The sequence below is a fragment of the Vibrio sp. 1402 genome (assembly GCF_033340275.1).
Window position 1 is genome coordinate 114,528 of record NZ_JAWOWE010000001.1, and the last position, 13,674, is coordinate 128,201.

A 13,674-nucleotide genomic window follows, 5' to 3' on the forward strand; every position below is an offset into this window, starting at 1 on the left:
TTGCCAGTGTTAATTTCTATCCATCTACGAAAAACTACAAAACACCGTTGATTGCAATACCAACACCAATCCGCTGCTGATTATGATCATAGTCGATCAAGCTCTTACCATAACCCGCTGAGTATTGTGCGTACCCCTGAACTTTGCCCCAAATCGGAAATGACACTCCCAGTTCTGCAAAACCCTTATGTGTTTGAAAGTTCTGGCGACCTAAAAAGGTAAACTCGTAACCATTCCACTTGTAAGCACTCGATAGCTCAAAGTGTCCCATATAGTCTTCGATATCCGGGTTATCATCACCTTTGGGATCATTAGGCGATGTCTTTTCATCTTCAGGTATACGCCACCAAGGCTGGATAGAAACCGCAAAATTGTCTTTTGCAAAGGTTACGTTGGCATAGACACGGTTCCAACTGCGCGATAGCTCCTGTCTCTGACCGTTAGACTCATGTTCAATACCAAAACCTAACCAAGTCGAACCATCAAGTGGTTTCCAGTCAGTTGGGGTGTAGTAAAAAAGCTCTGGACGATAATTGGTTTCACGGAATGGACGAGATGCTGCACCCGTATATACCTGCCAAAATGATTTAAGAGTCATTCCAAAAAACAGACCATCGCCATCAAACAACAAGTCATCATAGTTCATTGGTACTTTAAAACTGATTTGGAACTCCGCCTCTTCCTTACGCAGTTCATCGCCGTATTTGGTGTCGGCATACGCGCGTTTATTTACACGATCACTGTATGTAAACGGAAGAATATAGTTAACGCGATGCGCGACCAGACTAAACGGTTCGAACGCGTTTTCTCGTTCTGATTCCAAACGCTTGTCGACCAAACTTTCCTGAAGTTCTTCAGGCTCTTCAATTTCTGGATCAGCGGGCACTGTGCTGGTTACTGTGTCAAGCTCACACTGCGCGCGAATGCTCTTTATGGTTTCTTCACCTTTGCTTTGCTTTATTTTGTCTAGCAAACATAAATCATAAGCACTGGCTGTTTCTCCCATCGCAACTGGCGCTGCCAATAAACTCAGTATTGATATCCCTGCCACTTTTGAAGCCATCTGAAACCCTTAATATTCTTTATGTCAAACCAGATAATTTTAGTTTTTCTTGGTAAACCGCTTGCCATTCTGACGTTAAGGCAATGTTAAATGTCCGCCGACTTTACGTCTTGGATAAATGCAACAGACTTTAGACATATCGGTCAACTATGATCAAAGCGCAAAAAACAACCAAGAGTTGAGCATCATAGATAAAAACCACTCGTTTGCATGATGCTCATGTTCTCTATGCAAAATACTGGCTCGTAACTTTGATTGCAAACCCGGCTATGAATAAACCCAAACCAAAACCCAAATGCGCCAATGTGCTAAGAAAACGGGCTTTCCAAGGTGTTGGGGTTTTACTCGCAGCAAAACCAAATCCTAGACAAGGTTGAATGACCAAAAATGGGAAGATCAACGTTACCACGCCTGTAATTAAGCTGGGCATTAGACTGGGCTCTACCAACCAATGATGACCAAAAACAGTAACGTGAGCCAAAGCGAAAGTAACGCCGATGGCATAATGCAAAAACCAGCCAAGTGACTTTTCTCCCGGCATCGCCTCTGACGCCATAATTGGCGCATGCATAAACTTTCCTTGGGGCATGTACAAAACCCAGCGCGCAACCAACGCATAGTTTAATGAAGGAATACCAAACACTCTCCTTTGTAACCATGCCCATAAATCCATTATCAAAGTGGCACCAATCCCTATTAGCACCGCTTGCAATCCCATTAAAAGCAGCATTTTTCTCTCCTCAAGTTTTTGATTTGTTAAGGTCTTAGTTGCATGCTACAACTTAAAGCCAACTTGAAGTCAATGGGGAATAATATGGATATTGCAGAAGTGGTTAGAAAATCAGGATTGCCGACTTCAACGCTCAGGTATTACGAACAGCTGGGGTTAATTCGCTCGATAGGAAGGAATGGATTGAGACGCCAATATTCACCAGAGGTACTCAATACACTCAATTTAATTAGTTTGGGGCGTATCGCTGGAATATCGCTTAACGAAATGGCAGAAATGTTGAATCAATCAGAAGTTTCAAAGCCATATATCGATCGTGACTTACTAACGAAAAAGGCACTTGAGATTGATGAGCAAATAAAACGTTTGAAAGCGGTGCGAGACAGCCTAAACCATGTCGCCTCCTGCCCTCATGAATCGCATATGGACTGCTCTTCATTTCAAAGGCTTATGAAAGTCGTAAAGCGTTATGTCCCCCAAAAGCAGAGATGAACCGCTCTCCCTACCTTCCTATTCTTGATTTAAAAGGAAGTAACTCGACATGGAGGGTTACTTCCTCTCATATTACTTAGCTTTCGCTTTTACGTACTTCTTCACTTTTTTCATCGCCATTTTTTGCTTTAACGGTGAGAGGTAATCAATGAACAAGTTACCCGATAGGTGGTCAATTTCGTGCTGCATCACAATCGCCAAGAACTCATCGCTCTCGATTGTAATCGGGTTGCCATCACGGTCTAGTGCAGACACAACAACTGACGTGTAACGCTCTACATCTGCGTAGTACTCAGGAACAGAGAGACATCCCTCTTGACCAAGTGCTTTGTTTTCTCCGCTCACCACTTCTGGGTTAACCAAGATTAAAGGATCATTGCGTTCGTCAGAGATATCGATGACAACAACCGCCTCTTTTCTGCCTACTTGGGTTGAAGCTAAACCGATACCATTCCCCGTTGCGTAAAGTGTTTCTAGCATATCGTCTATCAGCGTTTGTACTGTCGATACATCAGTGACTTTTTCTGCTTTTACTTTAAGCCTTGGGTCTGGAATGGAGAGAATTTCGAGGACTGCCATACTTACCTTTCATATCTATAAATCGTAATTCGTGGCGAATTATACACACGTTTCTCGATACATAAACCTGCTAAGCTATCTTGCGCACAAGGCATAAACCATTAACTCAAACGACAACACAATAAATGGGTTTGCCTTTTAGACAAAAAATCCTACAAACAGGAAACTAAAACGCCAGCACATTATGGCTGACGTCTTGTCATGATCCTAATTGAATCGTTTGTTGTATTTTATCTACTGACTTTCCTTGGCTTTGAGTAATACTCTAATCGCCATTTTCTCACCACTTTTTAAAATTAAGTAGGCGATGCCAATCGTTATTAGCATTATGATAGCAATAAAAATACTTACCCCACCGAGCTCAGATAATAAATAAAACGGAGAAATATCTAACGACATTAAGATAAGAGAGAACACTACCAAACTTGCTAAAGTCCACAGTAAAACAGCATACCATCTTGTTTTTGATGGCATTACATCTCCAGTCTTGTAGCCGAAGTAATAACCAACACTCATGGCTGGGATTAACGTGCTAAGAAAGCCTGTACCACTCATTTCTATCCCAACAATATATTCAATGGCCAACAGCAATGCAGCCCAACAAACGGACGCCAGACACAACAGAGACGCAACAAGAAGTACCGATGGTGGCTGGTTTATTTCTGATTCTGAATAGTTATTTTTTAATTCCACTTTCATTTCCTTCCATTTATTTGAATAAAATAAGCGTTTTAGATCATGCTTCCGCTTGGACAACCTAGAGAAACAACACCACAAGAAATACAACTTGTAGCTTTTTAAATAGTTTTATTTTCATTTAACCTAGATTCCAACTAACTGTTATTTTTAAAATTAAACCCTCTCTCTCAAATGGTATATTCAATGAATTTACTCATAAGGGCCCAGTGCAACCATGTTAATACGTTCTATGTATCAGAAACAATTCATTTATTTCCAATGACACTAGTGAGATCATGCGACGTGATTGGAATCTCACTTAAGTTTTCATGGACCTATCACGCTGAAAATTGAAGTCTCTACCTGTCATAGAATAAAAAGCCGTCAAAACCAGTGGTTCTGACGGCTTTTTATTTTCTATTACACACTCGATTATTGTTGCAGCTTCGCTGTGGCTTCTACTGCTTTGTAGAAGTCCAGCACTCTCTGTTTGAGGTTCGATTAAAACCCTATAAAACATTAAGCCGCAATATTAATTGAGCTGTTCTATATAGCGATTCAGCTCTACCGCATATGTTTTTTGATCAATCGCAGTGTCACCTATTTCTTCATCTAGAAATCCAAGTAGCATTTGTGCACCACCTTCACCATTATTTAACGCTTGCGTCAAGTAATAGGCTGAAAGCACCTTATTTTCAGGTAAACCACAGCCATCATCATACAAACATGATCCTAAATAAAATTGTGCACTCGCCAACCCATCATCAGCAGCCTCTGAGATTAAAGAAAAGCCCCGCTTAACATCCATGACTTTTGGCTCTTTCAGAAGGATTATCCCTAAAAGCTCTTTACTATGAACATCATCCACTTCGATAGCTTTGATCAATAAAGACTTTGCTCCTTGCACATCACCTTGTTCATAAAATTTATTTGCTTCGCTGTACAACTGCTCTGGAGCTTCTCGATTCTTAGTTAGGAGGCTTTCTGTCGTTTTAGTTGCCTCAAACTTTGACGTAGTATCGTTACATGCCGTAACAAGGAGCACTACTAATAAAACGTTAACAATTCTCATGTTATTCCCATGTGCATTTGATAAACAAGACTGCTGTCGAGTATGAATCGTCATACTGACCGCTTACAATTTGAAACTTTGTATTGATCGGAGCTTTAGCACTAGCTTCACACATATTGGCAATTTGACCACGAACATAAGCACTCGAATCAAAGTTATACTTGTCTTCTTGAGGAATTATACTTGCTAATGAAACTCTAGATAGTTGAGGAGCTTTCCCATATTCCCTTTCGACTTTCAAATACTTCACATTAACAATCAAAATGCAGCCAGATGATTCTAGATTTGCATTGTGTACTCGATTAGCTAGTACTCTAACGTTTTGTCGGATAATATCAAAGAGAAGCATAGCTCTGCCTTTCTGTAATACCATCCCTAAGGCCATGGCCCTTCCACTATTTGCTTTCATTGCAGTAGAAGCTAGAGTTGACGACTGTATTGGAGCTAGAGACGAAAATTTACGTGAAGGAATAACAGCTTTGTTTTTCCAGTGCATTCGATCGGTTAACATACCAGACTTAACCGCCATGTTGCGATCTATCTGTTCCTTAAGCTTTTGTAACCTTTTCTCACCTGTAATATCATTTGGAAGCTTACGTAATGGTCCCGCAAGAGAAGTATCTTTTATGGTATTAACGGGAATTTTCTCATTATCTAATTTGCTTCTTAGTTCGACACAAGAGCTAAATAGTTTGTCAGCTGGATACATGCAATTAATGTAGTTGATTGATAACGGCGTATCTCTCTCGTGCGTTAGTATAGAAATGTACATAATGATTCTCTCAAAACCATTATTATGAACAGGATTGCATAAAGTTCCAAGCTCTAAGTTGTCCTAGTTGTGAGATATACCCTAATCAATGAAAGTTAATTTATAGTTAGATATTTGTTAGAAACACTCAGCGGTCATTACAAATAAACATTCGTTAACTATATGTGTTGTCACCATTACATGTAAGATTATTAAAAATAAAGGCTAACCAGTTGGTTAGCCTTTATTGATATTACTGCTACAATTTTGCTTTGGCTTTTACGCGGACTTTAATTAACACATCACCATCGACCAACCTAAGGTCGAATATTGGTGAATGTCGCGGTGGTGACTCCATCACTTTGTGACGACAACGATTTTACGTCTGCGCTAAAGTAATATGGATTAAGTGGCATTTTATTCTCTGCTGGTCGCGCGTAGTAAAGCTTGGCAGGCTGTTTTGCCATTTGTTGCGCGTACAAATACCCGACCAACGCATGTTCAAACTGGTGGTAACCATTTCCCCAATGGAACGCTTTGGTTGATTTAGGGCTTAGACCGACGCCTCCATATTGATGATCCACCCATGCATCCATAAAAGTGGGTAACGTGTATTGAAGCGTTTCTTTCATCGAACCATCAACAAGGGAAACTGTCATTGCCGCTTGATCGAGCTCTGCCCATTCCCAAGACGAGCTATAGTGCTTGTATGGTCTTGATTGCCAAGCAGGAATGCTCTCTTGCGTCCATTTACTCTGCCATTCTGGTGAGAAAAGCGCTTTGACTTGCTCAAAGTTTTGCTGGTATTGCGCTTGTTTAAGCGTGTGTTTCATTCCTTTGAAACCAAACTCTGTCCAATTGGAATTCTCCAACAACTGACCAGTGAGATACGTCATCCAATACGCTTTGATGGTGTGTCCAAAATCATTGTGTTTCGCATCTGGCATCATTACCGCTTTGTGGTGTATCGCGCCATAAAAACGCTGCTCTTTGACGGAATGGTAGTTATCTAGCATCACTTGCATCAGCCATTGCAGATCTTGCTTCCACTTGGCTTGCGCTGGTTCTGGTAAAAGTGGCGCCGTTAACAACAGGTAGCCATTAATTTGGTCAAGTTGAGCGACTAACTCTTGCTGCTTCTCACTTTCCCCATCACCATCTTTCAAAACCCACGCCAGACCGCGATCATCGCTTCGTCGGTATTGTTTAAATATAAACGCTTGCTGGTCGATAAGTGCTTGTTCAACCTTTGGATCTTGCGTTAAGTAGTAGTACATCGCCAACCCCACCAAGGCGTAAGCTTGGTCTTGAGAAGTTCGTTGTTGCCACTCCATCCCCGGTTTTCCACTACGCGTAAAGCTCACGAAGCCGCCGTTTTTCTCATCTTGTAGATGATCAATCAGGTAATAAGCCCCTTTCTTTGCCAGCTCTAATGCTTGCTTGTCACCCGTAAGATGAAAAAGTACGCCATAAGCGTAAGTTTGGCGCGATTTCATGCGGGTGTATTCGCGATCGAAGTGCGGGCTAATCCACCCTTTGTTTAATTCTCCACACGGCTTTTGTGGATCGAGAATGACACCGTTATCACAACGAAAAGTCGGAAAATTCCCCTCAGGTTGTCCATGCGCGCTTTCCATCATCCAATATGGGGCTAGGCCATTCGTCACATGGTTTAACCAATCATCCCCCGAAGGCAGGCCTACATCAGCAAAGCTGCTCATGCTCGTCGTTGCGAGCAATAAGGTAAGATATTTAAAAGACATAACACTCAATTAAGTTATTGAATTTTATCCAGTATAAATAACTCCCTTTACGCATATTGTTGTCGTGCTCACAATAGCCTTACTCATTTGTTTGCATCAATCATCTTTCAGCCTTGTTCGATGACTGAGCCGAGAATAAACGCTACTCTGTCTTCGACTGACATTTTGGGCACTTCGATCAATTGATAACCAAATTTGTGATAAGCGTTGACCATCTGTTGATACGTAGCCACCGCTTCAGAAAAATCTTGCTTTCGCTCTTCGTCATTGCTGAATATCGATGCCCAAGGTGGAAAAATGAACACTTGAGAATGATAACGAAGCGTCTGGCAATGCGTGATGAGCTCATGCGAGATTGGCAGTTGTTCCAACTTACTGTAGCCATATACGTCCACAATACTGCGATCAAAAAACACATTCCCTTGGTGGACATTGAAAGCTCGGTAATTGCTCACTTCTGCCTTCATAATTTCGTCTCGAAAAGCTTGTTTGTCATTCCAAGGTAATGCTGAACCGTGATTGGCAACCTGCGTTTGTATCACGTGACGACCGGTTTCTGGCGCGCAGATAAAGCCTTGTGTTTTTAGCTGTTCGATTACCGAAGTTTTCCCTGCACCGGGACCACCAGTGAATACGATGAGTTTATTCAAAATTGTTTCCTTATTTTTTGTTTGAGTGAAGTAATGCGTGTACAGCCAAGAAAATGGGCATCATCTGGCGTTTGAAATTGGCATTTGGCACGCCAGCGTTAAGCGAGATCGGTAGTGGGAAATTTGGGGAATAGAACTGGGCAGTAAAGAGATATACAAAGTAAGAACCGAAACGACGTGTTCATCGGTTATGGAAAACGGAGGAATGCTGAGTGAAGCAAGCTCGCCCAAAATACTGGGTTGGGAAATGGTGCGATTGGTTCTGCTAGTTAACGCGTCAATTGGATATCTATATCAAGAAAATGGCACCTAAGCCTAAGAACGCAAAGAAACCAACGACATCGGTAACGGTCGTCAATACTACCGAGCCAGCCACGGCGGGGTCAATGTTAAACTTTTTCAACGTGAATGGTATCAACGTACCCGATGCCGCGGCCGCCAAACTATTGAGGAAAATGGCACAGCAAATAATAAGCGCCAATGGCAAAGAGTCAAACACCATGTAAACGACACCCGCGATCACCAATCCCATAATTAAACCATTAATGGTGGCGATTTTTAATTCCTTATTCACCAATAGCTTCAAGTTACTTTGGTGCAAGTGGTTTAGTGCGATACCCCGAATGGCCACCGCTAAGGTTTGGCTACCTGCGATGCCGCCCATACTCGCCACAACGGGCATTAAGATAGCAAGCGCTACAACTTGCTCGACCACATTATCAAAAATACCAATGATGGCAGAGGCAACAAAAGCGGTCAGCAAGTTAATCACCAACCAAAGTGCTCTTAGCCTTGTCGCCACAGTTAATGGTGTGAACAAATCTTCTTCACTTCGTACGTTTTCTGCCACTACAGCTTGTAGGCTGAGTTCACGCAAGGTAATCGCGATGGTCGCCATCGACAAAACGCCCATAATTTTGCCACCAGCCATGATAGGAAACCAATGCGCTCCACCATCAATCGAGACCTGTTTACTGACGCTTTGAATCGTTTGGATATCTTCCAGAATTGGCGTGACTACGGTCAAGTCTGTGAGTTTGGTATGGTTCTCATGCAGCAACAGGGTTTGCGGCTCTATCGTACCAATCACACCACTTGCATCACGCACAATAATCAACCGCACTGGACTTTGCCCACGTTTTAGCAGCTCGGTTTTGATGCCTCCTACGCTGTTTTTAGGGTTTGCGACCAGAAAGTGAGGCTCGGCATAACGTCCAACTTTGTTGTCTTCATACGACAATGCTTGTTGGATATGCGCGACAGACTCTTCACTTTGATCAATAAGGTATTCATCTACAAATTCGGTCGGTAGAAAGTCCGCAAAGATGATCAGTTCTGAATCCGTTATGTACGCCAAGCGTTCATGTTGTAAGTCTTTATTGAGTGATTGATGAATGTGCTTGGCGGTGTCGTATCGGAGCAAATTTAATACCGTCCAATACTTCTCAGGCGGCACTGCTTCTATGACACGCTTACGGTAAGCAATGTTGACCGATTCCAAAATGTTCGCAATCTGTGCTTCTTGATAGTCTTTCAAAAAGCTCAAGTCTTCGGTCGATTCTATCGCTTTAATGATCTCAGCAAGCAAATTTGGCACTTTGCGGTTAATTTGCAATTGGTTGGAATCTATCATTACTTTTACCTATAGCTTTCAGTACCACATTCGCCGCATTGACGATATGTGCTATCCGAAGGCATGAATTCTTGATGTTAAAATTCTAGGCGATAGTTGACTTAATTGCGGAATTTATATTTCGCTCGCAGAAACAAAACGCCTCTGCATCAGTTCATGGTATAGACTTGAATGTGTGTCAGGCTCATTCGCCTTGTTTGATAATGGAGTAATCAATGGCACCTGTATTTTTTCTGACTCAGCAGGCCGCCTTACCAAGTCGTAAGGTGCTTCGTAAAGTGATTCAATTTTCGACAGCGTTGGCTCAGCCTATTGTGGTTTTAGTGGAAGACCATCGCCGAAGTGAAGATCACGCATTCGCTCATTTTCTCAGTTTCAACTCTGACCATATAGAAAAAAGACAAGCTGAGTTTGAAGCTTGGACCTTAAAGTTCAACGCATTAATTGTCGAACTTTGTGAAGAAGAAGAGCTTGAAACGCCAACGCTCTCTTACGAGCATTTCAAAGGGAGTCATTGGGTTGAGCAAGTTGCGAAACGACTTGTTGACCACACTGACTTACTGCTCGTGGGACACTTTAACAAACACGAGATTCAAACGATGCTCACAGAACTAGCACAACAAGATTGCGACTTGTTGCTACTGAGTGAGCGTTCATGGCCTTCTCACGCCAACATGCTTTGTGCAATCGACCCACTTCATCGAGGGGATGAAAAGTCGATAGTAGATAAAGCCATCGTCTCGCGAGGCTCAAAATTAGAACAAACCTTAAGCGGGAAAATGACGCTCGTTTACTGCCGATACGTCGCGCCATACCTCTCTCGCTATCGTGCAGAGATATTAAGCAACCAAAAAGCAGGCATTACAGATTTTATTAGTGCGCAAAGGTTAACTCGAGTACCACTACTGCTGCCAGAAGGAAACCCTGAAACGGCGTTACCAAAAGCAGTTAAGCAATCACAAGCAGCGATTTTGATTATGGGGGCATGTAAACGAAGCATGTCATCTCAATTTTGGTCTGGCAGCACTGTAGACACGTTACTTGATCAACCACCTTGTGACCTACTGTTGGTCAACAGCTCCAAGGGCTGACTAGGTATTCCCTATTAACCTATCCTTTCAATACCAAGCGCAGTTATTGGCTCTTTACATCTTCTAACTGCGCGGCTTCATGTTCCGCGTTCAAGGCTTGTTTCTGCTGCTGTTTTATCTCATCCCAACTGCGTCCCGATTCAATCGCAGATACACGCTGCTCGTATTTAGTGCAGGCTCTTTCGAGTACTTTCTCAGGATCTATACCCTTTTCTCTTTCCAGCGCTTTTAATACGTTAAGGTAGTTCCACAACACATCGCCTAACTCGTCTTCCAAATGACAAAGGCGATCCTCGCGAATCTCTTCGCGGACTTCATCAACTTCTTTGCCAATGGCCTCCAGATAAGTCTCTACGCCTTTAAACCAAGTATTGGTTTGGTCATATTGAGATTTTCTCGTCGCAATTGCATACAGCTCATCAAATTTCTTCATTGCCTCTCCGTAGAACACGTTTTTATTTATGCCTTTTTAGGACGAATAAACTTCCCTTTAGCCGTCACTCTAACTTCGCTTTCGACCCGCAATTGAGCCACCAGTTGATATATACCGCGTCGTTCACCTTCACAGTGTGCAGTAATCGTGACTCGATCATCTAACTGAATAGGTGCATGGTAGCGCACATCCAACTGCGCCGTAAGGGCTTGAATGTCTCTAGATAACAAACAATGCGTCATTGCACCATCGAGAAGCGAACTGGCAATACCACCATGCAACAGGTCTGTGTAACCTTGATGACGCGGTAAAACGTGAAACTCTCCGACAACAGAGCCATCGGCTAGGTATTGATAGTTCACGGCCAAAGAGTTCGGATTCACATTAATTGAAGAACAAACCGCACATTGATGATGAGACTCGTGAGTGTAATGACAGTAGCTGTTTGTGGACATGATAGTTACTCGGTTTCTCAAAAGAGTAATTAGCATATGCCAACAATTAAAAAGAAACGGCGAGTAATCTTTGTTTGCATGTTGCAGGGCCAGCAACCTCGCTTTTCATAACACTAAATAATCATTTTGATAATTAACGATAATTTCCAGTTTATTTAGAGTGGCGATATGGTTTGCATAGTGATTACGCAACGTTATGAAAAGGCGACTTATGAAGTTTCTCCACACGATGATCCGTGTTGCTGACCTAGACAAATCTATCGAATTTTATACAAAAGTTCTGGGAATGAGTGTTTTGGATCGTTTTGAAAACCAAGAATACCGTTACTCACTGGTGTTTGTTGGTAACCCTGATCAACCAGATGGCGCGACCATCGAGCTAACTTATAACTGGGATACCGACAGTTACGACTTGGGTAACGCATTCGGACACATGGCACTGGGGTCTGAAGATATTTACGCCGCTTGCGAAAAAATTAAAGCGCTTGGTGGCAACGTTACTCGCGAGCCAGGTCCAATGAAAGGCGGAGAAACTCACATCGCGTTCATTAAAGATCCCGATGGTTACCAAATCGAACTCATCCAAACTCAAAAATAACGAGGTTTCCTATGACAGACGCATTATTTCAACCCATTCAACTTGGCTCTCTCTCATTAAAAAACCGTATCGTTATGCCTCCGATGACGCGCTCTCGTGCTTCTCAACCAGGTAATATCGCTAACGACATGATGGCGACCTACTATGCTCAACGTGCTGAAGCGGGCCTAATCGTTGCTGAAGGCACACAAATTTCGCCAATGGGTCAAGGCTATGCATGGACACCAGGCATTTACAGCCCAGAGCAAATTGCTGGCTGGAAAAAGGTAACCAATGCGGTGCACGAGAATGGCGGCACTATCTTCGCGCAATTGTGGCACGTTGGTCGCGTGACTCACCCTGATAACATTGGCGGTGAGCAGCCTATTTCTTCTTCTGCGCTAAAAGCAGAAAACGTGAAAGTATTTGTCGATAACGGCACAGACGAACCGGGTTTTGTCGACGTGGTTGAGCCACGTGAAATGACCAAACAAGACATCAAGAACGTTATTGAAGAGTACCGCCAAGCCGCCCTAAACGCGATAGAAGCCGGATTCGATGGTATCGAGCTTCATGCAGCGAATGGCTACTTGGTTAACCAGTTTATCGATTCTGAAGCGAATAACCGCACCGATGAATACGGCGGCTCAATTGAAAACCGTCTGCGTTTTCTTGGTGAAGTGGTAGAGGCGATGACGCAAGCTATTGGCGCTGAGCGTGTTGGTGTTCGTCTTGCACCATTCACTTCGTTAAATGGCACCGTTGATAGTACGCCAGTCGAAACCTACACCGCCGCTGCAGCGCTGCTTGATAAACTCAATGTGGTTTACATTCACATTGCTGAAGTGGATTGGGACGACGCGCCAGACACTCCGCACGACTTTAAAACCGCAGTTCGTGAGGCGTATAAAGGCACACTGATCTATGCCGGTCGTTACAACGCAGAAAAGGCGCAACACGCGATTGAAAGTGGTTTAGCCGACATGATTGGCTTTGGCCGTCCGTTTGTTGCAAACCCAGACTTACCAAGCCGCATCAAGCATGGCTATCCGCTGGCAGAACATGACCCTGCCACATTGTTCGGCGGCGGTGAAAAAGGCTTGGTGGACTACCCTGCGTATCACGCGGGTTAATTCATCTACGTAAAGCTGATTCGTAACTCGCGACAAACCAATAGCGAAACCAAAAGAACCTTGCTCTTCCCCCTGTGACACCAAGATGCAGGGTTCTTTTTAGGCAAGCCACCAGAATTAACGTCTTTGACAAGATGTACAACCTCGACACGCAGAGCGCGTCGTTTTACTGAGCAAACTGCGTTGTACTTTACAGTAAGCATTCTTTAAAGCACGACGACCTGAAAACCAATCATCCGGTTTAGTGAGGATTAGGTAGCCGTTAAACCTCTTAACCAACTCGGTTCGATTGTTTTCGATAAATCGGCTATCAAACTCGATGTCGAAGTAATTCAAAGCCTCTTCGATACAAGTAAAGCTGGCAATTTTTTCCTGAATCGTATTCTCTGTCATCGTTTCTTTAGCGTAATCATTTTCAATGAAGTCTAAGTGCCTCGCGCTTTACGTTCTTTGATTTAGCACTTCTTAAGATCATTCTTTATGGGGTTTCCATATTGAAATTCAATTTGGGAATTCGTTAACCCACCTAGCATTTTCATTTTGATGATCATTTTAAGGCACTGATTTAAATAAA

The 13,674-nt window shown here is 43.0% G+C and carries 16 protein-coding genes; 4 read left to right on the top strand and 12 right to left on the bottom strand.

Going from position 1 to position 13,674, the window contains the following annotated elements:
• Positions 1-34 precede the first annotated feature (34 nt).
• Together R7044_RS00505 and R7044_RS00510 are read right to left on the bottom strand one after the other, a co-directional pair.
• Positions 35-1,063 (bottom strand): phospholipase A, encoded by a 1,029-nt coding sequence (locus R7044_RS00505; protein ID WP_005376466.1) that lies wholly within the window; start codon positions 1,061-1,063, stop codon positions 35-37.
• A gap of 226 nt (positions 1,064-1,289) precedes the next feature.
• Entirely contained in the window at positions 1,290-1,793 is a 504-nt protein-coding gene (locus R7044_RS00510; protein WP_033906514.1) for a DUF2938 domain-containing protein, read from the bottom strand.
• A gap of 84 nt (positions 1,794-1,877) precedes the next feature.
• Between R7044_RS00510 and R7044_RS00515 the strand changes: the two genes are divergently transcribed.
• Positions 1,878-2,285 (top strand): helix-turn-helix domain-containing protein, encoded by a 408-nt coding sequence (locus R7044_RS00515; protein WP_165439075.1) that lies wholly within the window; start codon positions 1,878-1,880, stop codon positions 2,283-2,285.
• Between the two features lie 72 nt (positions 2,286-2,357).
• Here R7044_RS00515 and def read toward each other — a convergent pair whose 3' ends face one another.
• From def to R7044_RS00550, 7 genes are all read right to left on the bottom strand, one after another.
• Complete coding sequence (gene def, locus R7044_RS00520; RefSeq protein WP_017635324.1) at positions 2,358-2,864, bottom strand: peptide deformylase; 507 nt, start codon at positions 2,862-2,864, stop codon at positions 2,358-2,360.
• A gap of 234 nt (positions 2,865-3,098) precedes the next feature.
• Complete coding sequence (locus R7044_RS00525; RefSeq protein WP_042520755.1) at positions 3,099-3,563, bottom strand: ABZJ_00895 family protein; 465 nt, start codon at positions 3,561-3,563, stop codon at positions 3,099-3,101.
• 511 nt (positions 3,564-4,074) lie between these two features.
• Complete coding sequence (locus tag R7044_RS00530) at positions 4,075-4,614, bottom strand: tetratricopeptide repeat protein (RefSeq protein ID WP_033906511.1); 540 nt, start codon at positions 4,612-4,614, stop codon at positions 4,075-4,077.
• A 1-nt stretch (position 4,615) separates the two neighbouring features.
• Positions 4,616-5,386 carry a hypothetical protein gene (locus R7044_RS00535; RefSeq protein WP_064376936.1) on the bottom strand — a complete coding sequence of 257 codons (771 nt, stop codon included), beginning with the start codon at positions 5,384-5,386 and terminating at the stop codon, positions 4,616-4,618.
• A 296-nt stretch (positions 5,387-5,682) separates the two neighbouring features.
• The gene (locus R7044_RS00540; RefSeq protein WP_064376937.1) at positions 5,683-7,128 is read right to left on the bottom strand and encodes an AGE family epimerase/isomerase; all 1,446 of its coding nucleotides are present in this window, start codon (positions 7,126-7,128) and stop codon (positions 5,683-5,685) included.
• Between the two features lie 107 nt (positions 7,129-7,235).
• On the bottom strand, positions 7,236-7,778 hold the full coding sequence (locus R7044_RS00545) for an AAA family ATPase (RefSeq protein WP_047101468.1): 543 nt from the start codon (positions 7,776-7,778) through the stop codon (positions 7,236-7,238).
• A gap of 289 nt (positions 7,779-8,067) precedes the next feature.
• A complete protein-coding gene (locus R7044_RS00550; protein ID WP_225455283.1) occupies positions 8,068-9,411 on the bottom strand; it encodes a magnesium transporter in 1,344 nt (447 codons plus the stop codon).
• Between the two features lie 215 nt (positions 9,412-9,626).
• Between R7044_RS00550 and R7044_RS00555 the strand changes: the two genes are divergently transcribed.
• Positions 9,627-10,502: a universal stress protein gene (locus R7044_RS00555; protein ID WP_047101465.1), complete on the top strand. Its 876-nt coding sequence runs from the start codon at positions 9,627-9,629 to the stop codon at positions 10,500-10,502.
• Positions 10,503-10,545: 43 nt separating this feature from the next.
• On the opposite strand, the gene R7044_RS00560 is transcribed toward R7044_RS00555, so the two are convergent.
• Positions 10,546-10,935: a MazG nucleotide pyrophosphohydrolase domain-containing protein gene (locus R7044_RS00560; protein WP_047101463.1), complete on the bottom strand. Its 390-nt coding sequence runs from the start codon at positions 10,933-10,935 to the stop codon at positions 10,546-10,548.
• 26 nt (positions 10,936-10,961) lie between these two features.
• Positions 10,962-11,390: a PaaI family thioesterase gene (locus R7044_RS00565; protein WP_031781242.1), complete on the bottom strand. Its 429-nt coding sequence runs from the start codon at positions 11,388-11,390 to the stop codon at positions 10,962-10,964.
• Between the two features lie 211 nt (positions 11,391-11,601).
• Between R7044_RS00565 and gloA the strand changes: the two genes are divergently transcribed.
• Together gloA and R7044_RS00575 are read left to right on the top strand one after the other, a co-directional pair.
• The gene (gene gloA / locus R7044_RS00570; RefSeq protein ID WP_005376490.1) at positions 11,602-11,988 is read left to right on the top strand and encodes a lactoylglutathione lyase; all 387 of its coding nucleotides are present in this window, start codon (positions 11,602-11,604) and stop codon (positions 11,986-11,988) included.
• A gap of 11 nt (positions 11,989-11,999) precedes the next feature.
• Complete coding sequence (locus R7044_RS00575) at positions 12,000-13,100, top strand: alkene reductase (protein WP_017820984.1); 1,101 nt, start codon at positions 12,000-12,002, stop codon at positions 13,098-13,100.
• Between the two features lie 117 nt (positions 13,101-13,217).
• Here R7044_RS00575 and R7044_RS00580 read toward each other — a convergent pair whose 3' ends face one another.
• Positions 13,218-13,493, bottom strand: a complete 276-nt coding sequence (locus tag R7044_RS00580) for a nitrogenase-stabilizing/protective protein NifW (protein WP_053349151.1) — start codon at positions 13,491-13,493, stop codon at positions 13,218-13,220.
• Between the last annotated feature and the right edge of the window lie 181 nt (positions 13,494-13,674).